General features: G+C 71.7%; 22 protein-coding genes. 12 read left to right on the forward strand and 10 right to left on the reverse strand.

The window, feature by feature from the left end; all coding sequences use genetic code 11:
• Nucleotides 1-184 precede the first annotated feature (184 nt).
• The 3 genes from QEZ54_RS17985 to QEZ54_RS17995 all read left to right on the forward strand — a co-directional run bounded on the left by QEZ54_RS17985 (nt 185) and on the right by QEZ54_RS17995 (nt 4,614).
• Nucleotides 185-487, forward strand: a complete 303-nt coding sequence (locus QEZ54_RS17985) for a hypothetical protein (RefSeq protein ID WP_281305790.1) — start codon at nt 185-187, stop codon at nt 485-487.
• 145 nt (nt 488-632) lie between these two features.
• Nucleotides 633-3,773, forward strand: a complete 3,141-nt coding sequence (locus QEZ54_RS17990; RefSeq protein ID WP_281305791.1) for a DEAD/DEAH box helicase — start codon at nt 633-635, stop codon at nt 3,771-3,773.
• A gap of 10 nt (nt 3,774-3,783) precedes the next feature.
• Nucleotides 3,784-4,614 carry an SWIM zinc finger family protein gene (locus tag QEZ54_RS17995; protein WP_281305792.1) on the forward strand — a complete coding sequence of 277 codons (831 nt, stop codon included), beginning with the start codon at nt 3,784-3,786 and terminating at the stop codon, nt 4,612-4,614.
• A 27-nt stretch (nt 4,615-4,641) separates the two neighbouring features.
• On the opposite strand, the gene QEZ54_RS18000 is transcribed toward QEZ54_RS17995, so the two are convergent.
• From QEZ54_RS18000 to QEZ54_RS18015, 4 genes are all read right to left on the reverse strand, one after another.
• The gene (locus QEZ54_RS18000) at nt 4,642-6,894 is read right to left on the reverse strand and encodes a heavy metal translocating P-type ATPase (protein WP_281305793.1); all 2,253 of its coding nucleotides are present in this window, start codon (nt 6,892-6,894) and stop codon (nt 4,642-4,644) included.
• Nucleotides 6,894-7,844 (reverse strand): hypothetical protein, encoded by a 951-nt coding sequence (locus tag QEZ54_RS18005; RefSeq protein ID WP_281305794.1) that lies wholly within the window; start codon nt 7,842-7,844, stop codon nt 6,894-6,896. Before QEZ54_RS18005 ends, QEZ54_RS18000 begins: the two co-directional genes overlap by 1 nt.
• Nucleotides 7,841-8,053, reverse strand: coding sequence for a copper ion binding protein (locus QEZ54_RS18010; RefSeq protein WP_281305795.1), 213 nt, complete (start codon nt 8,051-8,053; stop codon nt 7,841-7,843). Before QEZ54_RS18010 ends, QEZ54_RS18005 begins: the two co-directional genes overlap by 4 nt.
• A gap of 102 nt (nt 8,054-8,155) precedes the next feature.
• A complete protein-coding gene (locus QEZ54_RS18015; RefSeq protein ID WP_281305796.1) occupies nt 8,156-8,473 on the reverse strand; it encodes a metal-sensitive transcriptional regulator in 318 nt (105 codons plus the stop codon).
• Nucleotides 8,474-8,632: 159 nt separating this feature from the next.
• On the opposite strand from QEZ54_RS18015, the gene QEZ54_RS18020 reads away from it, so the two are divergent.
• Nucleotides 8,633-11,023 carry a copper-translocating P-type ATPase gene (locus QEZ54_RS18020; protein WP_281305797.1) on the forward strand — a complete coding sequence of 797 codons (2,391 nt, stop codon included), beginning with the start codon at nt 8,633-8,635 and terminating at the stop codon, nt 11,021-11,023.
• A gap of 14 nt (nt 11,024-11,037) precedes the next feature.
• Here QEZ54_RS18020 and QEZ54_RS18025 read toward each other — a convergent pair whose 3' ends face one another.
• Nucleotides 11,038-11,811, reverse strand: coding sequence for a methyltransferase domain-containing protein (locus QEZ54_RS18025; RefSeq protein ID WP_281305798.1), 774 nt, complete (start codon nt 11,809-11,811; stop codon nt 11,038-11,040).
• Nucleotides 11,812-11,943: 132 nt separating this feature from the next.
• On the reverse strand, nt 11,944-12,642 hold the full coding sequence (locus QEZ54_RS18030; RefSeq protein WP_281305799.1) for a methyltransferase domain-containing protein: 699 nt from the start codon (nt 12,640-12,642) through the stop codon (nt 11,944-11,946).
• A 226-nt stretch (nt 12,643-12,868) separates the two neighbouring features.
• Between QEZ54_RS18030 and QEZ54_RS18035 the strand changes: the two genes are divergently transcribed.
• The gene (locus tag QEZ54_RS18035) at nt 12,869-14,377 is read left to right on the forward strand and encodes a hypothetical protein (protein ID WP_281305800.1); all 1,509 of its coding nucleotides are present in this window, start codon (nt 12,869-12,871) and stop codon (nt 14,375-14,377) included.
• 245 nt (nt 14,378-14,622) lie between these two features.
• Here QEZ54_RS18035 and QEZ54_RS18040 read toward each other — a convergent pair whose 3' ends face one another.
• A complete protein-coding gene (locus tag QEZ54_RS18040) occupies nt 14,623-15,288 on the reverse strand; it encodes a Tat pathway signal sequence domain protein (protein ID WP_281305801.1) in 666 nt (221 codons plus the stop codon).
• An 80-nt stretch (nt 15,289-15,368) separates the two neighbouring features.
• Complete coding sequence (locus QEZ54_RS18045) at nt 15,369-16,277, reverse strand: hypothetical protein (RefSeq protein ID WP_281305802.1); 909 nt, start codon at nt 16,275-16,277, stop codon at nt 15,369-15,371.
• Between the two features lie 264 nt (nt 16,278-16,541).
• Between QEZ54_RS18045 and QEZ54_RS18050 the strand changes: the two genes are divergently transcribed.
• The 4 genes from QEZ54_RS18050 to QEZ54_RS18065 all read left to right on the forward strand — a co-directional run bounded on the left by QEZ54_RS18050 (nt 16,542) and on the right by QEZ54_RS18065 (nt 19,886).
• Complete coding sequence (locus tag QEZ54_RS18050) at nt 16,542-17,303, forward strand: TetR/AcrR family transcriptional regulator (protein ID WP_281305803.1); 762 nt, start codon at nt 16,542-16,544, stop codon at nt 17,301-17,303.
• 179 nt (nt 17,304-17,482) lie between these two features.
• The gene (locus tag QEZ54_RS18055) at nt 17,483-18,118 is read left to right on the forward strand and encodes a DUF6230 family protein (protein WP_281305804.1); all 636 of its coding nucleotides are present in this window, start codon (nt 17,483-17,485) and stop codon (nt 18,116-18,118) included.
• A 2-nt stretch (nt 18,119-18,120) separates the two neighbouring features.
• Complete coding sequence (locus QEZ54_RS18060) at nt 18,121-18,567, forward strand: DUF6114 domain-containing protein (RefSeq protein WP_281305805.1); 447 nt, start codon at nt 18,121-18,123, stop codon at nt 18,565-18,567.
• A 188-nt stretch (nt 18,568-18,755) separates the two neighbouring features.
• Entirely contained in the window at nt 18,756-19,886 is a 1,131-nt protein-coding gene (locus QEZ54_RS18065) for a YncE family protein (RefSeq protein ID WP_281305921.1), read from the forward strand.
• A 27-nt stretch (nt 19,887-19,913) separates the two neighbouring features.
• On the opposite strand, the gene QEZ54_RS18070 is transcribed toward QEZ54_RS18065, so the two are convergent.
• Entirely contained in the window at nt 19,914-21,092 is a 1,179-nt protein-coding gene (locus tag QEZ54_RS18070; RefSeq protein ID WP_281305806.1) for a serine hydrolase domain-containing protein, read from the reverse strand.
• A 282-nt stretch (nt 21,093-21,374) separates the two neighbouring features.
• On the opposite strand from QEZ54_RS18070, the gene QEZ54_RS18075 reads away from it, so the two are divergent.
• On the forward strand, nt 21,375-21,716 hold the full coding sequence (locus QEZ54_RS18075; protein ID WP_281305807.1) for a metalloregulator ArsR/SmtB family transcription factor: 342 nt from the start codon (nt 21,375-21,377) through the stop codon (nt 21,714-21,716).
• A gap of 3 nt (nt 21,717-21,719) precedes the next feature.
• Nucleotides 21,720-22,202 carry an SRPBCC domain-containing protein gene (locus QEZ54_RS18080; protein WP_281305808.1) on the forward strand — a complete coding sequence of 161 codons (483 nt, stop codon included), beginning with the start codon at nt 21,720-21,722 and terminating at the stop codon, nt 22,200-22,202.
• A 103-nt stretch (nt 22,203-22,305) separates the two neighbouring features.
• Here QEZ54_RS18080 and QEZ54_RS18085 read toward each other — a convergent pair whose 3' ends face one another.
• Nucleotides 22,306-25,386 (reverse strand): DUF3427 domain-containing protein, encoded by a 3,081-nt coding sequence (locus QEZ54_RS18085; RefSeq protein WP_281305809.1) that lies wholly within the window; start codon nt 25,384-25,386, stop codon nt 22,306-22,308.
• Between the two features lie 195 nt (nt 25,387-25,581).
• Here QEZ54_RS18085 and QEZ54_RS18090 point away from each other — a divergent pair, with 195 nt between their 5' ends.
• Nucleotides 25,582-26,106 (forward strand): GAF domain-containing protein, encoded by a 525-nt coding sequence (locus tag QEZ54_RS18090; protein WP_281305810.1) that lies wholly within the window; start codon nt 25,582-25,584, stop codon nt 26,104-26,106.
• The last annotated feature ends 7 nt before the right edge of the window (nt 26,107-26,113 follow it).

The following is a 26,113-nucleotide window of genomic DNA, read 5'->3' on the forward strand; positions in this document are numbered from 1 at the left end:
CGTAACCGGCAGTATGCCGCCGATGGGTACCAGAGGCGCTGAATATGCATCATTCACCTCCTCAACGGGGCTTATCAGCGGCGGCGATGCACCGAAACCCCATCGAATCCTGGAAAAGCTTGCTCATTCGCCGTCACGCAGGTCATAGTTCGAGGAATCCGCCCCCTCAGTAAGGATCGCCACCGTGTCTGCTGACGCCTTTCTGCCTGCACAGCCCGATCTGGGCGCATCCACCGAGATGACCCACGAGGCGATGGTCGCCCGATGGCAGCAGGGCCTGGTCACGCCGATGTCCTCGACGATCGACACCTTCGCCAAGACCGACGGCAGCTGGTGGACCGGCGGCCAGGGCGGGTGGCAGCGGGTCGCCGAGGCCGACCGCAACGAGCGGCTCGACTACCACCACAACCGGTTCGGGTCGACCAGCCAGGCCAAGGGCCCCGTGGCGGTCAGCCCGCAGTGGGGCGGACCCGCCCGGCGCGGGTGACCCGCGCCGCTGCACCGCGAACCCGAGCTGTCCCCGAACGCGCATATCGCTCCTGGGTGGCATAGCCGCCGGGATGGATTGTGCGAGGATCTGCCGGTGGCCGTCCGCGGCGACGGGTGCTGACCGACAGGGGTGGGGGTCGCGCGTGCAGGTCGCGCACTGCGTATACAACGGCGAAGGCAGCTGGGAATTCTGGCTGGAGGACGCCGCCCGGCTACAGGGCCTGCCCACCCAGCGCGGAGCCCGCCCGACCTCAGCCGCCCCCCGGCCGCACCCCTTCGCCGTCCCCGTCGCCGCACTCAAGGACGCCCTGGGCACCCCGGCCGGCACCGCGTACGACGAGGTCGGCTCCTCTGTGCTCGCCCTGCCCGCCAAAGGCGCCCGGCCCTGCCCCTCCCGCGAGCTGACCGACCGAGCCCGGCTCACCCGCACTGTCGCCCCACCGGCCGACCACCTCGCCGCCTGGGTCGTCCCGACCCTGCGGCTGCGCCCCGCCGCCGCGATCCGGCTGCTCGACCGGTGCGCCGACACCGGCGGCGCCACCGTCGGCTACGCCGCGGCACTGGTCGCGCTGGCCCGCCGCGTCGTCTCCGAGGGGCTCGTCGTCCCGTCCATCGACCACGACGAAGACGACCATCGCTGGTACGCCACCTGGGAGCCGATGCCGTCACTGCGGCTGACCGGACAGCGCACCCCGCTGGTCGCGGCCATGCCACCCGCGTTCCGCTGCTGGCAGTTCGACGGCGAACTCACCCTCGCCCCCGCCGCCGAAGTCTTCGACCAGGCCCTGGACTCCCTCGTCGACACCTTCGCCAACGAAGCCCTCGCCACCCGCGCCGACACCCTGCTCCCCGCCTCGCGCGGCCGCCGACCGGCCCGCACCCCCGTGGCCGAGCAGTGGCTGCAGGCACTGACCGCCGACGACAACTCCATCGGCGGCGACGACGTCGACGACCGGGCCGCCCGCCAGTTCGCCCAGCAGCTCACCCGCTGGCGCACCGGCGCACACGGCGGCACCCCCGCCCTCGTACGCACCTGCCTGCGGCTGCGCGCCCCCGCCGACGCCGACTCCATCGGCGAACCCCTCGCACCCGACCTCGACCCCACCGACCCGGCCGCCAGCTGGCAGGTCGAACTGCTGCTGCAGTCGGTCGAAGACCCGTCCCTGGTCGCCGACGCCACCGACGTATGGCGCAACGACGGCAACGCCCGCCTGTTCGCCGACGCGGGCCTCGACCCGCAGGCCGAACTGCTCGCCGGACTCGGCCGCGCCGCCCGCGCCTTCCCACCCCTGGCGCAGGCGCTGCGCCACGCCACCCCCGTCGCCGTATCCCTGGACGCCGACGGGGCCCTGGAGTTCCTGCGCACCCAGGCCGTCGAACTGGCCCGCCTCGGCCTCGGCGTGCAGCTGCCGTCCTGGTGGAGCAGCCGCCGCCCGCAACTCGGGCTGAGACTGGCCGCCGCCACACCCCAGCAGCCCGGCATCGTCGACAAGCCCGCCGCGTTCGGCATGGACCAGCTCGTCGACTACGCCTGGCAGGTGTCCCTCGGCGACGACATCCTCACCGAGCAGGAGCTGGCCGCCCTCGCCGAGGCCAAGACACCCCTGGTCCGCGTACGCGGCCAGTGGGTCGAAGTCGACCAGCGGCGCCTCGCCCACGGCCTCAAGCAGCTCGCCGGGCACCGCCGCCGGCCCATGACCGCCCGCGACGTGCTCCGGGCCGGCCTGCTCGGCGACAACCCCGACACCGACCTGCCGCTCCTGGCCGTCCACGCCACCGGCTGGCTCGGCGACCTGCTCGCCGGGACAGCCGCGAACGCCTTCGCGCCGCTGCCGACGCCGGCCGGGTTCGGCGCCCAGCTGCGCCCGTACCAGGAACGGGGCCTGGGCTGGCTGGCGTTCATGGACAGCCTCGCCGTCGGCGCGGTCCTCGCCGACGACATGGGCCTGGGCAAGACCATCCAGGTCCTCGCCCTGCTCGAACGCGAACGCCAGCACGGCAGCCCCGGGCCCACCCTGCTCGTATGCCCCATGTCGCTGGTCGCCAACTGGCAGCGCGAGGCGGCCCGGTTCGCCCCGCACCTCACCGTGCACGTGCACCACGGCGCCGAACGGCTCACCGGCGAGCAGTTCCAGCAGGTCGCCGCCGGAGCCGACCTCGTCCTCACCACGTACGCCCTCGCCCTGCGCGACCAGCAGCAGCTCGCCGACGTCGACTGGCGCCGCGTCGTCGTCGACGAGGCACAGGCGATCAAGAACGCCGCGGCCAAGCAGTCCCGCGCCATCCGCGCCCTGCCCGCCGCCCGCCGCATCGCCCTCACCGGCACCCCCGTCGAGAACCGGCTCGCCGACCTCCACTCGATCATGGAATTCGCCAGCCCCGGCCTGCTCGGCGGCCCCGAAACGTTCAAGAAGCGCTTCGCCACCCCGATCGAGCGCGACGGCGACACCGCCACCGCCGCCCGGCTGCGCCAGGTCACCGGCGCGTTCATGCTGCGCCGCCTCAAGACCGACCCGGCGATCATCTCCGACCTGCCCGACAAGTTCGAGATGAAGGTCGTCTGCAACCTCACCCGCGAACAGGCCTCGCTCTACCAGGCCGTACTCGACGACATGCTGCGCCAGGTCGAGCACGCCACCGGCATCGACCGCCGCGGCCTCATCCTGGCCACCCTCACCAAGCTGAAGCAGGTCTGCAACCACCCCGCCCAGCTGCTCAAGGACGGCTCCCGCGTCGCGGGGCGCTCCGGCAAGGTCGCCCGGGTCGAGGAGCTCTGCGAGGAGGTGCTCGCGGCGGGGGAGAAGGTGCTGCTGTTCACCCAGTTCGCCGAGTTCGGCACCATGCTCGCCGAGCACCTGGCCGCGAAGTTCGACCAGCCGGTCCCGTTCCTGCACGGCGGCGTACCCAAGAAGGCCCGCGACGCCATGGTCGCCTCGTTCCAGCAGCCCGGCGGCCCGAGCATGTTCATCCTGTCGCTGAAGGCGGGCGGCGTCGGGCTGAACCTCACCGCCGCCAACCACGTCATCCACGTCGACCGCTGGTGGAACCCGGCCGTCGAGGACCAGGCCACCGACCGGGCGTTCCGCATCGGGCAGCGCCGCGACGTGCAGGTACGCAAACTGCTGTGCGCGGGCACCCTGGAGGAGCGCATCGACGAGGTGCTGGAGCAGAAGAAGGCCCTCGCCGAGGCGACCGTCGGCACCGGCGAGGCCTGGCTGACCGAGCTGTCCACCCAGGCCCTGCGCGACCTCGTCGCGCTCGACCGCGACACCGTCGTCGAGTAGGAGGACCCGCATGCCCCGCCGCCCGACCACCGCCGCCGACATCTGGGAGAACTTCCCGGCGGCCAAGCCGCGGCTGCCCGCCGACGGGATCAGAGCCGTCAGCCGGCGCGGCGCCATCGCCACCACCTGGTGGTCGCGCCGGTTCCTCGCCGCGATCGAGTCGCCGCAGACCAGCGGCAGGCTCACCCGCGGCCGCTCGTACGCCCGAACCGGCCAGGTTCTGTCCCTGGCCATCACCGCGGGCAAGGTCACCGCGCCCGTGCAGGGCTCCCGGCAGCAGCCGTACGACGTCGTCCTGTCCGTGCCCGTCTTCCGCCCCGCCGACTGGAAGCGCATCGTCGCGGCCCTGGCCGGGCAGGCCGCGTTCAGCGCCGCGCTGCTCGCCGGCCAGATGCCCCAGGACATCGAGGAGGTACTGGACGACCTCGGGATCTCGCTGTTCCCGACGCCGAGGCAGCTCAAGAACGAATGCTCGTGCCCGGACTGGGGCAACCCGTGCAAGCACGCCGCCGCGGTCTGCTACCTGCTGGCCGAGCGCTTCGACGCCGACCCGTTCGCCATCCTCGCGCTGCGGGGCATGGCCCGCGAACCCCTGCTGGCCGCGATCAGGGCCCACCGCGAGCGGAGCACGGGAGGCGGCACGGCCGCAGCGCCCGCCGCCGACGAACTGAGCGGCTTCTGGGACGCGGGCCCGCTGCCGCCGCTACCGCCACCGGGGGAGGGCGCCGCGGTCGGCGTGCTGGACAGGCTCGGCCCGACCGGCGTCACGGTCCGCGGCCGCGACCTGGCCGAACTGCTGGCCCCCGCGTACGAGGCGATGACTCTGCGCCCCGGCCGGTAGCGAGCCGCCACCGGCCGGGAGCGGCGGTCAGCCGGCGACGGGCTGGAAGCCGCGCAGCCGCAGGCTGTTGGAGACGACGAACACCGAGGACAGTGCCATCGCCGCACCGGCGATCATCGGGTTGAGCAGCCCCAGCGCCGCCAGCGGCAGCGCCGCGACGTTGTAGGCGAACGCCCAGAACAGGTTCGTCTTGATCGTCGCCAGGGTCCGGCGCGACAGCCGGATCGCGTCGACCGCCGCCATCAGGTCGCCCCGGACCAGGGTCAGGTCGGCGGCCTCGATCGCGGCATCGGTGCCGGTGCCCATCGCCAGACCGAGGTCGGCCTGGGCCAGCGCGGCGGCGTCGTTCACGCCGTCGCCGACCATCGCCACGACCTTGCCCTGGTCCTGCAGCCGCTTGACGACGTCGACCTTGCCCGCCGGCAGGACCTCCGCGACCACCTCGGTGATGCCGACCTCGGCCGCGATCGCGTGCGCGACGGTGGCGTTGTCTCCGGTCAGCAGCACCGGCGTCAGCCCGAGCGCGCGCAGCCCGGCGACCGCGGCGGCACTGGTCGGCTTGACCACGTCCGCGACCGCGAACACGGCCCGGGCCTGACCGTCCCAACCGGCGAGCACCGCCGTACGCCCCGCCCGCTCGAAACCCTGCCGGGCCTCGTCCAGCGCCGCGGGCACGGGCAGCCCGTGCTCGGCCAGCAGCGCCGCCCGGCCCACCACGACAGCCGTGCCGTCGACGGTGCCGGTGACCCCCAGCCCCTGCGTGTTCGCGAAGCCCTCGACCGCCGGAAGGCCGCCGGCCTCGTCGGCCGCCGCCGCGGCGATCGCCTGGGCGATCGGGTGCTCAGAGGCGGCCTCGGCCGCCCCGGCCAGCCGCAGCGCCTGCTCCCGGCCGACCCCGTCGGTGGCCACGTCGACCAGCGTCATCCGGCCGGTGGTGACGGTGCCGGTCTTGTCCAGCACGACCGTGTCCACCTGCCGGGTCGACTCCAGCACCTCCGGGCCCTTGATCAGGATGCCCAGCTGGGCACCCCGGCCGGTGCCGACCAGCAGCGCCGTCGGCGTGGCCAGGCCCAGCGCGCACGGGCACGCGATGATCAGCACCGCGACCGCGGCGGTGAACGCCGCCGCCACCCCGTTGCCCGTGCCGAGCCAGAACCCCAGCGTCGCCACGGCCAGCGCGATCACGACCGGCACGAACACCGCCGAGATCCGGTCCGCGAGCCGCTGCACGGCCGCCTTACCGGTCTGCGCCTGCTCGACCAGCCGCGCCATCTGCGCCAGCTGCGTGTCCGCGCCCACCCGCGTGGCCCGGACGACCAGGCGGCCGCCGACGTTCACCGTCGCGCCGGCCACCGCACCGCCGACACCGACCTCGACCGGCACCGACTCGCCGGTCAGCATCGACGCGTCGACCGCCGACGCGCCGTCCTCGACGACACCGTCGGTGGCGATCTTCTCGCCGGGGCGGACGACGAACCGGTCGCCGACGGCCAGCCCCGTCACCGGGATGCGCTGCTCGCGGCCGTCGCGCAGCACGGTGGCGTCCTTGGCGCCCAGCTCCAGCAGCGCCCGCAGCGCCGCACCGGCGCGGCGCTTGGACCGGGCCTCGAAGTACCGCCCGGCCAGGATGAACACGGTCACGGCGGCGGCGACCTCGAGGTAGATGCTGCCGGTGCCGCCGGAGCGGGAGACCGCGAGGCTGAACGGGTGCGTCATGCCGGGCTCGCCCGCGGTGCCGAAGAACAGCGCCCACAGCGACCACCCGAACGCGGCCAGGGTGCCGACCGAGATCAGCGTGTCCATGGTGGCCGCGCCGTGGCGCAGGTTCACCCACGCGGCCCGGTGGAACGGCGCACCGCCGTACACGACGACCGGCGCGGCCAGGGTCAGCGACAGCCACTGCCAGTTGGTGAACTGCCAGGCCGGCACCATCGCCAGCACCACCACGGGCAACGCCAGCACCACCGAGGTCCACAGCCTGCGGCGCAGGGCGGACAGCTCGTCGGGTGCGGTCGCCTCGGCCGGTTCGGCCTGCGGCGGGGCGGGCAGCGCGGCGGTGTAGCCGGTCGCCTCGACGGTGGCGATCAGGTCGTCGGTCGACACCGTGTCGGGGAACGTCACCGACGCCTTCTCGGTGGCGTAGTTGACGCTGGCCGTGACCCCGTCGATGCGGTTGAGCTTCTTCTCGACGCGGGCGGCGCACGAGGCGCAGGTCATACCGCCGATGGTGAGCTCGATCTGCCGGGGGGCGCGGGCGAGCCGGATGGTGGGCGTGCTCATCAGTGCCCTCCTGAGTGCCCGTGGCCGCTGGGGCTGGGCACCGGGTCGGTCGGCGCGGTCGCGACGGCTCCGGCGGCGGCGGTGAACGCGGCGGTGCGCACGACGCCGTCGTGCTGGAAGTCCAGGTAGAGCCGGTAGGTGCCCGCGGAGGGGACCTCGGCGTGGAAGACGATCCGCGGCCCGGCCTGGGTGCGGCCGTCGCCGGGCGCGCCGTCGGGGTGCACGTGCAGGTACGCCAGGTCGCCGTCGCGCAGCGCCACGAGGTGCCCGTAGGCGGCCAGGTACGGCTGCAGGTCGGTGACCGGGGCGCCGTCCTTGGCCACACTCAGCGTCAGCTGCGACGAGGTGCCCGGCACCAGGTCGCCGTCGAGGGTGACCGTGTAGCCGTCGACCGACGCGGTGCGCGCCGGGGAGGGCAGCGACCGCGGCCGGTAGGTCCCGGCGGCGGGGACGTCCACGCCCAGGGTCAGGCCGCGGCCCAGGGCGGCGGGCTGGAAGTCGGCGAACAGCCGGTACTGCCCGGCGCCCGCGGTGGCCTCGACCGGGATCTGCCACACGCCGTCCTCACCCAGGGCCGGGTGGACGTGCTGGAAGCCGGCCAGGTCCCGGCGGACCACGATCAGGTGCAGGTCCTTGTCATGGGTGCGGGTGTACGCGGTGACCGGTGCGCCGTCGGGGCCGAGGATCTGGAACCGCAGCGGCCGAGCGCGGCTGGTGGACAGCTCGTCGGTCAGCGGCCGCAGCCGGTAGCCGTCCTGGGCGACCTGGAGCCCGCCGGGGACCTGCGCCTGCGCGGCCGGGGCGGGGTGGGCGCCGTGGCCGCTGGCGGGGGAGTGCTCGGGCTCGTTCGCGGCGGGTGCGGGGCCGGCGAGTCGGCCGGCCCCGAGCGACGCCGCGAACACCGCGACCAGGCCGAGCCCGTACAGGCTCAGCTTGAGCGGGGTGTTCATGAGTGTGCTCCGATCAGTTCGTAGCCCGCCTCGTCGACGGCGGCGGCGACCGCGCTCTGCGCGACCGGCTCGCTGCTGGCCACGGTGACCGCACCGGCCGCGAGGTCCACCTGCACGCCGGTCACGCCGTCGATCTTCCCGATCTCGGTGCTGACCGAGTTGACGCAGTGCCCGCAGGTCATGCCCTTGACGGTGTAGACGGTCTCCATTGCGACTCCCATCGGAATGATACCCCCTCGGGGTACCTTGAGCCGACCGTAGCATACCCCCCGGGGGTTTATGCGAATGGCGGCGGTCACATCTTCCGGGTGTCAGCCGCGCTTCATGAGTCTGCCGACCGCGGCCATCATCTCGGTGGCCATCTCGTCGGCCCGTCCCTCGGCGGCCCCCTGGTGCATGCAGTGGCGGGCGTGGCCGTCGAGCAGGCCCAGGCCCACCTTGTCCAGCGCGGCCTGGATCGCCGAGATCTGGGTGAGGACGTCGATGCAGTACCGGTCCTCCTCGACCATCTTCTCGATGCCGCGCACCTGGCCCTCGATCCGCCGGATGCGCGTGAGCAGCTGCTCCTTGGATGCGGTGTAGCCGCGGGTTGGCGTGGTCGCGGCGGCGTCGGTATTCGGCGTGGTCATGCAACCAGCATAGCGAAACCCCCAGGGGGTATGTTACGGTCAGCGGGTCAGATACCCCCAGGGGGTATACTTGAGGCTAGGTCAGGCACCGAGAACACGCTGGGTGTACCCCCGAGGGGTACGTTCGGGACAAGCCGGTGAGACGGGACTGGGGCAGCCATGACGGACCACCATTCAGGCCACGGCCACGCAACCGCACATGTCGCACAGGTCGCCCTCGACCAGTGCTTCTGCGCCACCGAACTGGCCGCCATCGAGCGGTTCCTCACCGGCCGGCCCGGCATCGTGGCGGCACACGCCGACCGCACCCGCGCCGTCGTACATGTCTCCTACGACCCGGCCCGCACCGACGCGACGGCCATCGCCCGCCTGCTGACCGGCCACGACTACGACTGCCAGTGCACCGAGTGCCCGGCCTCGTGCTGCCAGCCCGGCCACCCCGCCGCCGGCCGACCCGACCAGGCAGCCGCACACGGGGAACACGAAGGGCATGACGAACACGAAGGGCACGACGAGCACGCCGGTCACGGCGCCGACATGGCCGACTCCATGCTGCGCCGGTTCGTCGTCAGCGCGCTGCTGACCGTCCTCGTCGTCGCGTTCTCGCCGATCGGCGCGGCCCTGGGCCTGCCCGAGCAGCCGCCGTTCGGGCTGACCATGGGCTGGTTCGGGCTCATCCTGGCCACCCCGGTCGTCTGGTGGGGCGGCTGGCCCTTCATCTCCTCGGCCGCCAGGTCACTGCGCATCGGCGACGTCACGATGATGACCCTCATCGCCGTCGGCATCCTCGTCGCCTACCTGTACTCCGTCGGCGCGACCCTGCTCGGCGCCCACGACGTGTTCTTCGAAGCCGCCGCGATGCTGACCACCCTGAGCCTGCTCGGCCACTGGCTGGAGATGCGCTCCCGGTTCGCCACCGGCCGCGCCGTGGCGGCGCTGCTGTCGCTGGCACCGCCGACCGCGATCGTGCGCCGCGACGGCACCGACACCGAGATCCCGCTCGACCGGGTCGCCGCGGGCGACGTCATCGTCGTCCGGCCCGGCGCGAAGGTCCCCGTCGACGGCACCGTCACCGACGGGCACTCGTACGTCGACGAATCCATGATCACCGGCGAGCCGGTGCCCGTGGCCAAGCAGACCGGCGACGCGGTCGTCGGCGGCACCATCAACACCACCGGCGCGTTCACGTTCACCGCCACCGCGGTCGGCGCCGACACCGCCCTGGCCCGCATCGTCGCGATGGTCCGCAACGCCCAGGCGTCCAAGGCGCCCGCGCAGCGGCTGGCCGACACCGCAGGCAGGTACCTCGTGTACGTCGCGCTGGGCGCCGGTGCCCTCACGTTCGCGGCCTGGATGCTGTGGGGCGGGCACGGCGCGGCGTTCGCGGTGACCGCCGCCGTGTCGGCGATCGTCATCGCCTGCCCCGACGCGCTTGCCCTGGCCACCCCGACCGCCATCACCGTCGGCGTCGGGCAGGGCGCCCGCGGCGGCGTACTGTTCAAGAACGCCTCCGCCCTGGAAGCCACCGCGGGCGTCGACACGGTCGTGTTCGACAAGACCGGCACCCTGACCGCCGGCAGGCCGGCCGTCACCGACGTCGTACCGGCCGACGGCTCCGACCGCACCGAGTTGCTGGCCCTGGCCGCCCGCGCCGACCAGCCCTCCCAGCACCCGCTCGCCGCGGCGATCACCCGTGCCGCCCGCGAGCGCGGGATCACCGTCGCGCCGCCGTCGCGGTTCGACTCGATCCCCGGCCACGGCGTCCAGGCCACCGTCGACGACCGGCGGATCCTGCTCGGCAACCTGCGGCTCATGCAGCGCGAAGGCATCCCCGTCGACGGCCTCACCGCCTCGGCGACGGCGCTGTCGGCGGACGGCAAGACCGCCGTGTACGTGGCCGCGGACGGTACCGCCCTGGGCGTGGTGGCCGTGGCCGACCCGATCCGCGACTCGGCCGCCGCCGCGATCGCCGCCCTGCGGCACGCCGGGGTACGCACCGTCATGCTCACCGGCGACCAGCGCGGCGCCGCCGAGGCCGTCGCCCGGCAGCTGGGCATCGACACGGTCATCGCCGAGGTCCTGCCGGGGGACAAGGCCGCCCACATCGCCGAGCTGCAGCGGCGGGGCGCGAAGGTCGCGATGGTCGGTGACGGTGTGAACGACGCTCCAGCGCTGGCCCAGGCCGACATCGGCGTCGCGATCGGGGCGGGCACCGACGTCGCCGTGGAGACCGCTGATGTCGTACTCATCCGCGACGACCCTGCCGACGTCGGGTACGCGCTGTCCATCGCCCGCGCCGTCCGGATGAAGATCAAGCAGAACCTGTTCTGGGCCGCGATCTACAACCTGCTGGCGATCCCGGTCGCGGCGGGCGTGCTCTACCCCAGCCTCGGGCTCCTGCTGCAGCCGCAGTGGGCCGCGCTGCTGATGAGTGCCTCCACCATCATCGTCACCTTCAACGCCCTGCTGCTGCGCCGCCACGACCCGGCGCGGCAGCAGCCCGGCAGCGCCGTATCCGCGACCCGCGGGCGGTCACCGGGCACGCCGTGACCTGCTGAGAGAGGTCAGGCCTCAGCGATCACCAGATAGAAGGTGAAGCCGGCAACGACAGGACCGCTCGCCAGCCGCTCCAGCCATGCCTCGCCGTCGCTCTCCGCGAGCCTGCCCGCCTGTACGGCGCGGGCCGTGTTGCGCCGAAGCCCCAGGATCTGATCCGCCGTGCCGAAGTCGCGGAACAGCACTGCGATGGGATCGACGGATCGCACCCGCATCCCGGCCTGGACGCACAGGCGCGCCAGGTCGCGGCCGATCGTCGTGTTCCGCACCTGACCTGCGACGAAGCCGGCGAAGCGCCGGCTGGTCTCAAGGTCGTCGTCGGAAACGGCGAGAGTGTCCCAGTCCGGCTCGGCCATCCCGAACAGTCCGCCCGGACGAAGCACACGGCGGACCTCAGCCATCGCCTTCGCCGGGTCGAGCACGTGCTGCAGCACACGATCGACTCGGGCGCGGTCGACGCTGGCGTCCTCCAGCGGCAGGTCATGGATGTCGCCCGATCGAAGCTCGACATTCGGGCGGAGAGCCAGTCGGCGACGCGCCTCGTCCAGCATCCGCGCCTCACGGTCGATACCGACTACCGAGCCCCGCACGCCCACCGCATCTGCCAGTCGGGCAAGGTCGGTCCCCGGGCCGCAGCCGATGTCCGCCACCGTCTGCCCATGCCGGACATCGAGAGTGGCGACGAATCGCCGCTTGTAATCCAGGCCCACCGCCGTGCCGGCAGCGGTATCCATGTACGTGATGTTGTCTGGAGCGGTTACCGCCGTCGTGAGCTCACCCATTCGTCCATCCAACCGGGAGACGAGCCGCGGTTGGTGAAGATACTGCGGAGAAACCTCCTCGGCTGCGCGGCTGCCGCCCGCGTGAATGCGGCAGGCGGGCGACCGTCGGTTCGAGGTGGGAGTGCTGCGACGTCAGTGTGCGTGCAGGACGAAGAAGAGGAAGCAGATGAAGGCTGTCCGGTCGCCGATGTGGGGCGGGATGAGTTCGCGGGGGGTGTCTGGTGAGAAGGGAGGCTCACTGATGATCGAGATGCGGAAACCTGCCTCGGTGAACGCGTCGGTCATGGCGTGCAGAGGCCGGTGCCAGAAGGTCAGCACCGCGCTCTGACCGGCGAAGGTGTACTCGTCCGAGTACTGCGTGACGGAGAAGTAGTCGGCACCGGGGTCGCTCGACTCGAGGATGCGGGGGTGGTTGACCGACAGGAGGAGTCGGCCACCGGGCTTCAGCACGCGGCGCAGCTCGGCCAGGGGTGCCTTCCAGTCCTGCAGGTAGTGCAGCACGAGCGAGACGACGACATCGTCGAACGTGCCGTCGGCGAACGGCAGTGGCAGGCTGAGGTCGGCTACCCGCAGGTCGGCATCCGGGCCCAGCCGCTCGCGGGCCAGCTCGACCATGGCCGGGCTGGAGTCGAAACCGGTCACGACGGCCCCCCTTGCCCGGAGGGCTTCGGACAGGGGTCCGGCGCCACACCCGGCGTCGAGCACCCGACGACCGCGGACATCGCCGGCGAGCGCGAGCATCGCCGGTCGCTCGTAGTAAGCGGTGAAGAGGCCTGACTCGTTGGCCTTGGCGTAGTTCTCGGCGAAGCTGTCGTAGTGGTCGGCTCTCATCAAGACCTCGCTTCTCGCGTACCCCCGGCGGGAGGCGACCCGGCTAAGGGTGGCACAGCTCCCAGCCCCGCGGTGCCCCGAACCGGCGCGCGGCTACTCGATTCATCGACGGTGGTCCCGGGCACGGCCAAGGCTTCCTAGGGACTTCCCCAGTACCTCGACCGCCGCGAGCCGCAATCCCGACTTCGACGGGCGTACCCGGGCGGCCGTTGAGATCGTCTCTGGCATGTTGCGAAGAACTCTCGCCATCACTGCCGCCGCGCTGCTCACAGCGACGGCCTTGACCGGACTCCCGGCCTCGGCCGCACCCGACCAGCCGCCGGTTCTGAAGTCCCTGCGCCTGTGCGACGCCACCGCCTGCTACATCGCCTGGCGGGTCGTCGACTCCGACGGCGACGGCGTCTGCGACGCCGACGAGATCGTGGCGGGCACCGATCCCTACGACGCGCGCAGCTACCCCGGAATGCCGCTGCTGGTGGAGTTGACCGCCGCCCGTACGCTGCCGTCCTTCGAAGCCGGTCTCGGCACGTTCGCCGTCATCCCGGCCGACGTGCTCGCCGCCTGGGCCAAGGACGGCAGATCCGCCGAAGGCGTCTTCGCGTACGCCAGGCGCGCCGACGCGCTGGCCCGGATGGGCGTCAGCGCCGAACTGCTCGCCGAGTTCGGCCTCCACCCGGGCCGGGGCCTCACCATCGGCCTGGGCGCCGTGGCCAAGGAGGGCCGGCCCGCCCCGATCGGGGTCGGGACCCTGGCCGTGGTCCGTGCCTCGACCGGCTTCGGGCAGCCGTACGGCGCGTCCGCGCTGACCGCGATCAAGGGCGATGACGGGCTGCCCGCGCAGCTCATCGCCTACGCCAACGGCGTCAAGGGCATCGCCGCCTACGCCGCCGGGGGAGCCGGCGACATCTCGTACGCCAACGGCTCGGGCAGCGGCATCGGCAGCAAGACCACCATCTCCGGCAAGGATGCCGACGGCAACCCGTCGGTCACCGAGATGGTCACCGACTCCGACGGCCGCGTCGAGTCCGTTGTACGAACGAGCCGCGTGGACGGAGGCAGCTGGTCGCAGACCTACACCGAGTCCACGCAGTACAACCGGGACAGCTCCGGCAAGGTCACCAGCATCATCATCACCCGTACCACGACGACGTCCACGCAGTACGGCTCGGGCACCGGCCGTACCGTGCACCAGTGCGACGGCAGCGGCGGGAACTGCCAGGACATCACGTACCCGGCGCACGGCGACGCCGGTCACGACGCCCCGACCGGTGACCACGGCGGTGCGGGCCACGGCCCGGCCGAGGGCATCGAACCCGACCCGGCCACCGGCGACAACCCCGGCGGGCACGGCGAACCCGGGGACAGCCACGACCCGGACGACCCCGCCGACGGCGGGCCCATCCACCACGATCCTGACGACCACGGCTACATCGAGTCCGACTACGCCGGGCCTGCCTTCATCAGCCAGGAGCAGGTCGATCAGACGCTGCGGCTGCGCGGGGCGGCCGTCAACGTCGTCGAGGGCTGGCGGTCGCCGGGTCTGGACCGGGACCCGCAGTTCCCGAACCTCGGCACGATCATGCTGGTGACCGACGCGGGCGACACGTTCACCGTGCTCACCGAGCCGGTGCGGGTCACCGAGGCGCAGCCGGAAGGGCGGCCCGACCTGCCGCAGCCCGGCCTGCCGGGCGAGGGCATCCCGCCGGGCGGCTGCCTGTACTGCTACGGCGCCTGACACAGGCGCGGCTGCAGGGCCGGCTCGCGCCGCCTTTACCGCGGCGGCGCACCGCGCCTTTCGTCCGCAGGCGGTGATCTCCACGTGGAGATCACTGCCTGCGGTCACGGCTGGGCTTTGCGCCCTACGTTCCGACCTCGGCCAGCGATCATTCCCGAAGATCACTGCCTCTGGGGCGGCGTGGGGCAGCCGCGGGGCTCCGTCCGCGAGGAACAGCGGAGCGCCCGCGGCTGCCGGTCAGGGGATCACTGCACGTAGACCAGTGGGGCGGCGGCCACGCTGGTGTCCCGGACAGGCGCGTACTTCGCGGTGAAGTAGCCGTTGGCGAAGCAGGTGCCCGGCCCGGAGAACCGGTTGAACTTCTGGCTGGTGAAAGTGATCGAGTTGTCGGTGTTGGAGGTGGCACCGGCGACCGTGTTCAGGTCGGCGCGGTACACGCAGGTCACCGTACCCAGCAGGGTGCACAGCTTGATCGTGGTCTGGATCGGCGCGGCGGCCGAGCCGGTGATGGTGATGGCCTTCGTGGTGCCGTTGACGCTGGCGCTGTACGGCAGGTTGTTGACGGCGATGCTCTGCACGCAGGTGGTGCCGGGGATGTTGCTGGTGCAGCTGCTGAAGCTGTGCGCGGTCACGCTCTCGGTGGCGACGCCGCCCGCGCCCGGGTTGGTCAGCACGGTGCCGCTGAAGCTGGACGCGGTGCAGGTGACGCCGGTGGTACCGGCGGCGGTGGAGTAGAACGTGGCGGTGGTGCCGGTCTTGAGGTTGGACTGGATCACGTGGCCGACCGGGACGGCGGTGCCGCCGAGCGAGCCGTACGTGAGCACGGCGCCGGCCGCCTGGGCCGGGGTGGCCGAGAGGGCGAGCAGGGCCGCGACGGCCGCCGCACACGTGAGGAGCAGCTTCTTGCGCATGGTGGATCGTTCCCTTCTTCATCGCCTGCCTGGCCGGCAGGCGTACTGGGGGTGATGGGACCTGCGGAGCTGGAGCGAGGTCAGCTGGCGGCGAGCGCGGCCGCCAGGTCGGTGAGGCTCTCGTCGACGGCCAGCGAGGTGTTCGTACGGTCGAAGACGACGGCGTTGTGGCCGGCGCCGGCCTGGGACAGGCCGAAGGCCTGCTCGACGAGGCCGTTGAGGATGCCTGCGAGGCCGCAGCCGCTGGCGCCGGGGGCGGCGAACTCGTTGTCGACGAGCCTGGCGCCGGCGAAGGAGGCGACGACGGCGCTGTGGCCGTTGGGGTCGGCCTGGACGTCGATGACGCCGGGGTCGCCGGTGACGGGGCCGTTGGGCGGCTGCGGGTCGGTGGTGCCGGTGGTGGGGCGCAGGATCAGCGGGTGGCTGTTGGAGCCCAGGTAGCAGTTCAGGCCCAGGACCGCGTTGATGAGGCGCAGCTTGATCGGCAGGACGAACACGGGGTACGACTCGCCGGTGGCCAGCGGGACGAACCGGGTGATCGGTCCGGCCAGTTCCACCTGGGCGAAGACGCTGGTGACGCCCGGGATGATGTTCCAGATGCCGGGGATGGCGACCTGGATCGGCGCGGCGGTCAGGGTGCGGCCGTTGGCGGGCGGGACGACGCTGTACACGTTGGCGCTGCTGCCGTCGGGGAACTCGACGACCGGGGCGCCGGCCGGCCAGTACACGCCGAACTGGAGGGTGATGGGCGAGCTGAGGGTGACGTCGGTGGTGCCGATGCGGAAGCTGCCCGCGTTGGTGACCGAGTAGACGCAGCCGACCTGCAGGTTCGTGGTGTCGCGCATGGCCGGGGCGGTCAGCGGACAGTTGCCCATCCCGGTGTAGATGCCGCCGGGTGCCCTGGCCGCGGCCGGGGTGGCGCCGAGGGCCAGCACGGCCGCCAGGGCGGCGCCGACCGTCGCGATCCTTCGGGTATGGGTGGAGATCATGGGAGCTCCCTGTTCAGCTGGTGGAGACAGGCAGAGGTGGATGGCCTCTGCGCGCTGCTCCCGGTCATTCCGCAGCTGAGCCGGGTACGCGGTGCCGCCTGGACGGCCGGCCGGTCGATACTGGTGCCGGGCCGGATCGCGGGCGGTGCCGCCTTCCGATGTGGTCACAAGGCGACGATGCTCTTGTAACATCATCGAAATAAAAACCTACCGATGTTATAAACCTCTCGTGCTCCTCAGGTCAAGTGAAAGAGTTGAATGCCTGTGACCTCACCAGACGCAGCCGGCACTCATCCGCCACTGCCCGGGGCCCGCGCCGGCCGGGACCCCGACCGCGCCATCAAGCGCGGCCCGAGCCGCGTGCCGCCCGAGGTGGTGGCCGCCACCCAGCGCGACCGGCTGTACGACGCGCTGGTGCACACCGTGGCCCAGAAGGGCTTCGCCAACGCCCGCGTCGGCGACATCTGCCAGGCCGCAGGCGTCACCCGGCCCGCCTTCTACGCTCTGTTCGAGGGCAAGGAGGACGCCTTCCTGGCCACGTACCGGCACGGGATCGGGGTGCTCTGGGAGGTGATGGAGGCCGCCTACGCGGCGGCGCCGGACTGGCGCACCGGCATCCGCGCCGGGATCGGCGTGCTGCTGTCGGTGCTGGCCGGGGTGCCCTCGTTCGCGGTCATGGCCGTCGTCGAGATCGACGCCGCCGGGCCGGCCGCCCGGCGCGAGCGCGAGGAGCTGCTGGAGCGGTTCCACCGGTTCTTCGCCGAGGCGCCGCACCGCGAGCAGGTCCCCGCCGAGCTGGTCAGCTCGATCATCGGCGGCATCTACTCGACGATCTACCGGGCGGTGGCCGGGGGCCGGGTGGCGGCGCTGCCGGACCTGCTCGCCACCCTGACGTACTTCGCGCAGGTGCCCTTCATCGGCCGCGAGGAGGCCGCGGGCGAGCTGACCGGCCGGGTCGAGGCGGTGATCGTGAACGCGCCCTGCGTGCCGGCGGTCGTCGAGCGGCCCGCGGGGGTGATCGAGTGACCGGATGCGGACGCTGGGTATTGACCAGACCTGTACCGGGGGGTAACTTCCTCACCTGAGATCGATGTATGGATCTCTATAGATGAAGATCCGTTGCCGACGGCCCTGGTATTTCATCCGCAGTGATTCGCCACGCCGAGACAAGGGTCTGGTCAAGCACCCCTCCGAAGGGAGCAACCATGCCTGCAGAATCGCACCGAAGCGAAAAACCCGATCACCCCGAGCACGGCAGGACCCACTGGCGCAGGTTCGCCGGTGCCATCGCCCTCACCGGCACCGCCGCCGCCACCCTGGTCGTGCTGACCGCCCAGGGCGTACTGGCCGCCCAGTTCTCCGTATCGGGCATGCCGTTCGTCGTCACCGCCGACTCCCTGCAGGGCGAGGGGTTCGAGCAGTTCGCCACCCTCGACACGATGGTCCCCGGCAGCCCCAACGAGGGCGACACCGGCGGCCAGCTCGTCCTGATCGTCTCGGCGGTCCGCGAAGCCCGGCTGACCAACCTCTGCCAGGCCATCAGCCTCGGCGGCATGAACCTCAAACTCACCGCCGGCGACGCCGGCACCCCCGTCACGGCCAGGAACCTCGTCGTCGACTCCGACGCCATCAGCGGCAACGCCTCGTTCGACGACATCAGCATCGGCCAGGACGCCAGCACCCTCGACCAGGTGCCCGGCGTCACCGGCGGCATCGGCGTCCTCGGCCAGCAGGCCCGCACCGTCGTCATCAACGACCTGCGCCAGAACAACTACGCCACCACCGCCGTCGCCTTCAAGCTGCCCAACCTGCACATGAGCTTCACCGAGGACGGCTGCTGACCGTGTCCGCACCCGACACCGGCATGGACTCCACCGGGCCCGACCCGGTGGAGCCCGCCACGGCCGACCCGAGCCCGGCCGCCGCCCCGCGCGGCTTCCGGCACTGGCGCCGCACCCGCCCCTTCTGGAGCGGCCTGCTGGTCACTCTCGGCGGGCTCGAGATCACGCTCACCGTCCTCGCGCCGCTGCCCGTCATGCTGCGCGTCGGGCTGCAGGGCACCGCCGGATACCTCATCCCGATCGTGCTGACCCTCTGCGGCCTGCTGATCATCTTCACGCCCGCCCAGCGCATCTTCAACGCCTGCGTCGCGATGGTCCTGGCCCTGGCCAGCTGGCTCACCTCGAACCTGGGCGGCTTCCTGATCGGCATGCTGCTCGCGCTGGTCGGTGCCTGCCTCGCCTTCGCGTGGGGCCCGCGCCGCACCCCGGCGGCCCACCGCCGGCGCTGAGCCCGGCGCGTCACCACGGCGGTGCCCCGGCCCGCCGCACTTCACCAACGGCGATCCCACGCGCCCTCTGGAGGAAGACCATGCGCATCCCACGGTCCCTGCTGGCCGCCGCCATGGCGGCCGGCCTGCTCACCTCGCTCGCCAGCCCCGTCCACGCCGTCCAGCCGGCCGGGGGCCTGCGCCGGGTGATGTTCGTCGGCAACAACTGGGACGGCACCGCCGACGTCATCAACCCCAGCGGCGACTACGCCCGGATCGCCCGCGTCAACATCGTCCCGGACAAGGCCCTGCGCCTGGCCGAGATCTACCTCAACCCCGTCCGGCTGGCCTTCTACCTGGGCATCCAGCAGGGCCCGGGGGAGGGCCACGACCAGCTCGTCGACGACATGTACGCCACCCCCGACGGCACCGCCCTGGTCGCCTCCCGGCCCAGCTTCGCCGACGTCGTCTCGATCAACCTCGCCACCGGCAAGCTCAAGTGGCGCTTCCCGGTCTCCGGGTTCCGCGCCGACCACATGGCCGTCTCACCCGACGGCACGAAGCTCGCCGTATCGGCGTCGACCTCCAACACCGTCCACGTCCTGGACATCTACACCGGCCGCCAGCTCGGCTCGTTCGGCACCGGCGACAAGCCGCACGAGAACCACTTCAGCGCCGACGGCCGCTACCTGTGGAACATGTCGATCGGCGAGGTCAACACCGACCTGGACGACCCGATCTGGGACTGGACCAAGGGCGACCGGCGCATCACCGTCGTCGACGCGGTCACGTTCCGGCAGGTCAAAGTGATCGACATGCGGCAGCGGCTGGACGCCTTCGGCCGCGGCGACCTGTCCGACGCCGTACGGCCCGTCGCGTTCACGCCTGACGAGTCCAAGCTCTACTTCCAGGTCTCGTTCTTCAACGGCTTCCTCGAGTACGACGTCGCCACCGACCGGATCACCCGGCTCAAGACCCTGCCGAAGAACCCCGCCACCAGCGAGGACCGAACCACCTGGGTCAACGACTCCCGCCACCACGGCCTGTCGATGAGCCCCGACGGCAGCAAGCTCTGCGTCGCCGGGACCATGGACGACTACGCCACCGTCGTCGACCGGGCCACCCTGCAGGAGGGCCCGCTGGTGCCCGCGTCCAAGCCGTACTGGGCCACCGTCAGCGACGACGGCAAGGACTGCGTCATCTCCGAGAGCGGCGCCGACAGCGTCACCGCGATCAGCTTCGCCACCGGGCAGAAGGTCGCGACCGTCGCCGTCGGCGACCACCCGCAGCGCGTACGCGTCGGCAACGTCCCGGCGACCTGGACCGGCCCGGCCGCCTGACCGGCCGACCGCCCGCCGCGGGCGTGCTCAGACCTGCGGCGGGCGGTCCGGGACCAGCATCGTGGCGATCTCCTTGCCCAGCGGCAGCGCGTTGTCGACGTTGGCGTCCGAGGTCGGCCCCAGCGTCACGTAGGCGACCACCAGCGTCTTCGAGACGGTGTCGTAGTAGACGACACCGTGGTAGCCCCCGTAGGCCGGGTTCATGAAGATCCAGTCGCCGGCGTGCGCGACACCGTAGGCGAAGAACTTGTCCTTGGTCAGCGACCCGAGCCCGGCGGTCGACGGCGCCATCATGGCCTGGTGCTGCTCCTTGCTCAGCACCTTGCCGTCGGCCAGGGCCCGGACCCAGGTCGCGACGTCGGCCACGGTCGTGTTCATGTTGCCGCTGTGCCGGAACGCCGTCGGGTTCCAGAACGACGAGTCCTCGAAGACACCCCGCTCATTGGTGTAGCCGTGCAGGAACGGCTCGTTCAGCTGCGGCGTCAGCACGACCTTGCTCGCGCGCATCCCCAGCGGGTCCAGGACGCGCGTCTGCAGCAGCTCGCCCAGCGGCTTGCCGGTCGCCTTCTCCAGCACCTCGCCCAGCACGACGAGGTCGCTGTGCGCGTACGCGAAGCTCTTGCCGGGTTCGAACAGCGGGGGGCGCTCGTTGGCCAGCGCGAGCAGCTGCTCGCTGGTGAACCCCGCGATCGGGTCGGCGTAGAACTGCTTCTCGAAGTTCGGGTTCGTCACGTAGTCGGAGATGCCGGAGGTGCTGGAGGCGAGCATCCTCGGGGTGATCTGGCCGGCGCGCGGGAAGTCGGGCAGCCATTTCGCGATCGGTTCGTCCTGGTCGAGCACGCCCTCGCCGTCCAGCTGCAGCAGCACCGTGGACAGCATCGGCTCCATCGGCTGCCCGATGCGCACCTGCATGTCGGCGGTCGCGGGAACGCCGACCGGTGACCCGCCGACCGCACCACTGGCGATCAGCTCGCCGCCGCGCCATACGCCGTAGACCGCGCTGGTGAGGTCCTGCTCCTTCATCCTGCGCGCGACGATGTCGGCGATCTGCTGCGCCTGCGGACCGGCGGGCTGGGAGGCGGAGAGCTCCTTCGGCACGCCTGCGCCGGTGGCGGTGAAGGCCGCATCGCACGAGGAGAGGCCGAAGGCGAGGACCGCGGCAGCGGCTGCGCACGTCCAGCGCTGCCACTGGTTCGAGACGCTCATGGCGGCCGTCCTTCGGGTACGAAAGGTGTGCGCTCCTCAGCGAAGGTATCCCGGACCGTGTCACTGATGAGCCGGTTTCGGCCTATTCGCTCCGATCGCGGACCGGCCTGCCCGGCACCGGGGCCGGGCAGGCCGGTGCCGGTCAGCCGGGCAGGTGGCGCTGTCGGTGGAATCCTGGATGTCTTCAGTGGAGGGGCGAAGGTATCAGGCCCGGCGCCGGTGGGAAAGACGATCAGCGGGTACGCTTGACAACGTACAACCGAATGGTTGTATGTTGTAAGGGTGACCGACCAGGGCGAGGACCAAGCAGACGCCTTCTTCCACGCACTGGCCGACCGCACCCGGCGCGACATCATGCGCCGCGTGCTGGCCGGGGAGCACTCGGTCTCCGCACTCGCGGCGAAGTACGAGATGAGCTTCGCCGCCGTGCAGAAACACGTCGCCGTGCTGGAGAAGGCCGGCCTGCTCGCCAAGCGGCGCAGCGGCCGCGAACAGCTGGTCAGCGGCGACGTCGCGGCGGTGCGGTCGGTGGCGTCCATGCTCACCGAACTCGAGCAGATCTGGCGCGGCCGCATCGCCCGCATCGACGAACTCATCACGACCGAACCCGACCAGGAGGACTGACCCATGCCCGTCACCGACGTCCGGCAGGACCTCGACAACCTGACGCTGACCATCACCGCCGACTTCGCCGCCCCGGTCGAGCGCATCTGGCAGGTGTACGCCGACCCGCGCCAACTCGAGAAGGTATGGGGACCGCCGACCTACCCCGCCACCTTCGTCGAGCACGACCTGCGGCCCGGCGGCCGCGTCACCTACTACATGACCGGACCCGAAGGCGACCGGTACGCCGGATACTGGCTGGTCACGGCCGTCGACGAACCGACCGGCCTGGCGTTCGACGACGGCTTCGCCGACCAGGACCTCAAGCCGAACCCGGACCTGCCCGTCTCCAAGAACGTCTACACCTTCACCGCCCACGGCGGCGGCACCCGGGCCGTCTACGTGAGCACCTTCGACACCGCCGAGGAGATGCAGAAGGTGCTCGACATGGGCGTCGTCGAAGGCTCCACGGCCGCGATCAACCAGATCGACGACCTGCTCAAGTAGCCCGTCGGTCCGTCCCGGCCACCGATCGAGCCTCAGGCGACCGGGACGGACCGACCGCGTCGCGAAACTGGACGTCTGGCTCAGCGGGCCTGATCCGCGCTGGTCAGGCCGCCACGGCAGCGCGGCGGAACAGCTCTTCGGGCATGGGCTCATCCAGCCGCCAGGTGACCGCCATCGGCTTGTCGCCACGGTGCTCGACGTACCGGGCGGTGCCATGGAAGACGTACGGCTCCGGGTGGCCCGCGTCGGTGGACTTCGCCTCCCGAGTGAACAGCAGCACGTGGCTGCCGTCGCGCACATGCGACTGGTACCGCAGCCCCACCGGCGACCGCTCCGACGTGCTGTGCTGCGACTCCCAGTGGAACAGCTCCGGGCTGAGCGCGTAGTCGCGGTACATCGTCTGCGGCGAGAACTCCTTCTCGCTCTTGCGCAGCGTCACCAGCAGCGCGTCGCACCGGGTCGCCTCCGACCAGGCCACTCCCTCGCGCATGTGGGCCGGCACCCGCCGTCCGAGATCCGCCCAGTCCAGCGCGGCGAGGATCTCGTCGGCGGAGTAGCGGGCGTTGACCGCCAGCGGCACCCGCGACAGCGTGTCGCCCAGCGGCCTGGCGACCCGCCGAGGCCGCTGCGCGGTGTACTGCACGATCTGGCGCAGCTCGTCGCGCACATACTCCAGGCCGCGAAGCTGCGCCAGCGCCGCGTCGTAGTCGGCGAAGCCGCCGCCGTCGCGCCAGATCGAGAACACGAGCATGCGGGCGTACGCCCGATCGGCGGCCGACAGGTCCGCGTACGCGACCGACCCGGTCACCAGCCGCGCGTACGCCCCGGCCCGCGGCTCGTCGTCGACGTGCAGGAACGCCCGCATGCGCTTGCCGACCGCGGCCTCCAGCGCCGATCCCTCACCCGGCACCACGCCCGCGTGGCGCAGCAGCCACGTCCAGGACCGGTCCCGGCGGTAGACGTCGGTGATGTCCCGGCCGCTGGCCTCCAGATACTCTGCCAGCCGCGGCTGCGCGTGGGCGCGGATCTCCTGCGACAGCACGTTGACCTTGACGCTCAGGTGCTCCCGCAGGCTGCCCAGCAGCCGCTCCTTGGCGACGCGGTCGAGCACCACCTGGCAGCCGGGCGGCAGCAGCGGGAAGTCGGCCTCCACCTGGTCGGCCAGCCGGCCGCGCGCGAACCCGGTCAGCGCCTGGAAGCGGTTCTCCAGCCGGAACTCCGACCGGTGCAGGCCGACGAAGTCCAGCACCGTCAGCACGTCCTTGTCCGGCGTGCGCCGCAGCCCGCGCCCGAGCTGCTGCAGGAACACCGTCGCGCTCTGCGTCGGCCGCAGCATCAGGATGGTGTTGATGTCAGGGATGTCCAGACCCTCGTTGAAGAGGTCGACCGCGAACAGGAACGCGATCCGCCCCGCCCGCAGCGCCGCCAGCGCCTCGCGCCGCTGCTGCTCCGGCGTGCTGCCGTCGACCGCCAGCGAGACGATCCCGTGCTCGGTGAAGAACTCGGCCATGTAGTGGGCGTGCGACACCGAGACGCAGAACCCCAGACCCCGTGCGGCGCCCAGGTCGCCCACCTTGTCCCGAACCGCATTGAAGATCAGCCGGGCCCGCTGCTCGTTGCCGGTGTACGCCGCGTCGAGGGCTTCGCCGTCGTAGGCGCCCCGCACCCAGGCGACCCCGCTCAGGTCGGTCTCGTCGTTGATGCCGAAGTAGTGGAACGGGCACAGCAGATCGGCGTGCAGCGCATCCCACAGGCGCAGCTCGGAGGCGATCCGCCCGTCGAAGAACTCGTCCTGCACCCAGGTGCCGTCGGCCCGCTCCGGCGTCGCGGTCAGCCCGAGCAGCTCGCGCGGCTGCAGGTGGTCCAGGATGCGCCGGTAGGTGGTGGCGTGCGCGTGGTGGAACTCGTCGACGACCACCACGTCGAACCGGTCCGGCGCGAAGTCGGTGATCGAGCGGTGCAGCGACTGCACCGAGGCGAAGACGTGCCGCCACTCCCGCGCCCGATCGTCACCGACGTGCAGCTCGCCGAAGGCGGGCTGGGCCAGCACCTGCCGGTAGGTGTGCAGCGCCTGGACGAGGATCTCGCGCCGGTGCGCCACGAACAGCAGGCTCGGCAGTCCGCCCAGCCGCTGCCGCAGGTTGCGGTAGTCGAACGCGGCCGTGACCGTCTTGCCGGTGCCCGTGGCCGCCACCAGCAGATTGCGGTGCCGGTCGTGCGCCGTACGCTGCAGGTCCAGGTCTTCGAGCAGCTCCCGCTGGTGCGGGAACGGGTGCGGCACCAGCGCCGGCACGTCGATCAGGCGCTTGCCCGAGGCGGTGACCGCCAGCGCCTGGTCGAGCCGGTCGGCGTCCTTGCCGGGGTCGTAGAGTTCGAACTCGGCCCGGTCCCAGTAGGAGTCGAACGTCGCCCGGAACTTGTCCAGCAGCCGCGGCGTCGTGACAGCCGAGAGCCGCACGTTCCATTCCAGCCCGTCGAGCAGCGCCGCCTTGGACAGGTTCGAGCTGCCCACGTACGCGGTGTCGAAGCCGGTGGCCCGGCGCAGCAGCCAGGCCTTGGCGTGCAGCCGGGTCGAGTTCTGCTCGTAACTGATCTTCACCTGGGCGCCGAAGTCGGTCACCAGCCGGTCCAGCGCCCGGCGCTCGGTGGCACCCATGTACGTCGTCGTGATCACCCGCAGCGGCACCCCGCGCCGCCGCAGCTCCTCCAGCCGCCGCTCCAGGATGCGCAGGCCGGACCACTTCACGAACGCGCACAGCAGGTCCACCCCGTCCGCGCTGGCCAGCTCGGCCGCGAGCTCGTGTGCGAGGTGCGGATCCTCCCGGGCATTGGTCAGCAGCGCCGCCTCGGCCAGCGCGGTCGACGGCCGCACCGGTGGCTGGGCGTCGGGCGTACCGGCGAAGACCGCGAGCAGCTTGCGCGGACCCTCGTCGATGAACTCCGGGTTTTGGAGATTGCGCAGCAGCTGGTTGGCCAGCTCGACCTGCGCGTCGGTGCCGCGAACGGCGGCCAGCGCCCGCGCGGCCGCCTCGCCGATGTAGCGGCCCAGCAGGTGGGCGGCGTCGGCCTCCTCGACCTCGCCGAGATGGACCAGATGGCCGTCGGCTTCCCACCCGGCTACCCGGTCGGTCAGTCGCTGGGTCAGCAGACTGTCGTAGAGCCCGAGAACGGGGGAGTCGGCCACCACGAGATCGTAGCTACGACGGCCGCTGCCCGGTGTCCCCTCGACGGGTCTTGAAATACCCCTAAACCGCCCAATCGGTATGGTGAGATGCGGTCGGCCGCCCCTGAACGACGGCATCATTCGGGGCTCGCAGACTTATACTGGATTAACCCGGTTTTCGCGTATTCGACCCGAAGAGGCTAGGGGAAAAGGGCCATGGTCCGGAATCCGAGCAGCCCGATCGACTGGGTGATCGACCTGCTCGACACGGCGAACACCGTCGAGGACGTGCAGACCGCCCTACGCTGCAGCGTGCGGGCGGCAGTCGGCGCCCAGGGCGCGACCGTCGTCCAGCTCCAGGACGGCCAGTGCTACTACGCCGACGAGGACGCGATGAGCCCGCTGTGGAAGGGCCAGCGGTTCCCCGCCACCGAGTGCATCAGCGGCTGGGCCATGCTCCACGACGAGACCGTCGTCATCGCCGACATCCGCACCGACAGCCGCATCCCGCAGGCCGCCTACCGTCCCACCTTCGTCCGCAGCGTGCTCATGGTGCCCATCCGCGCCACCGGAGCCCCGGTCGGCGCCATCGGTGCGTACTGGGCCGACGTGCACACCGCCTCGGCCGACCAGATCGCCGTACTCGAAAGGCTCGCCGCCGCCGCCGGACGTGCCCTGACCAGGATCGGCACGTCGGCGTTCGACCGAGCGCAGAACCCGGTCCCGCTGGCCGCCGTCTGACGCCGCG

It is taken from the genome of Catellatospora sp. KI3 (assembly GCF_029948125.1).
In the GTDB taxonomy this organism is placed as follows: Bacteria; Actinomycetota; Actinomycetes; order Mycobacteriales; family Micromonosporaceae; genus Catellatospora.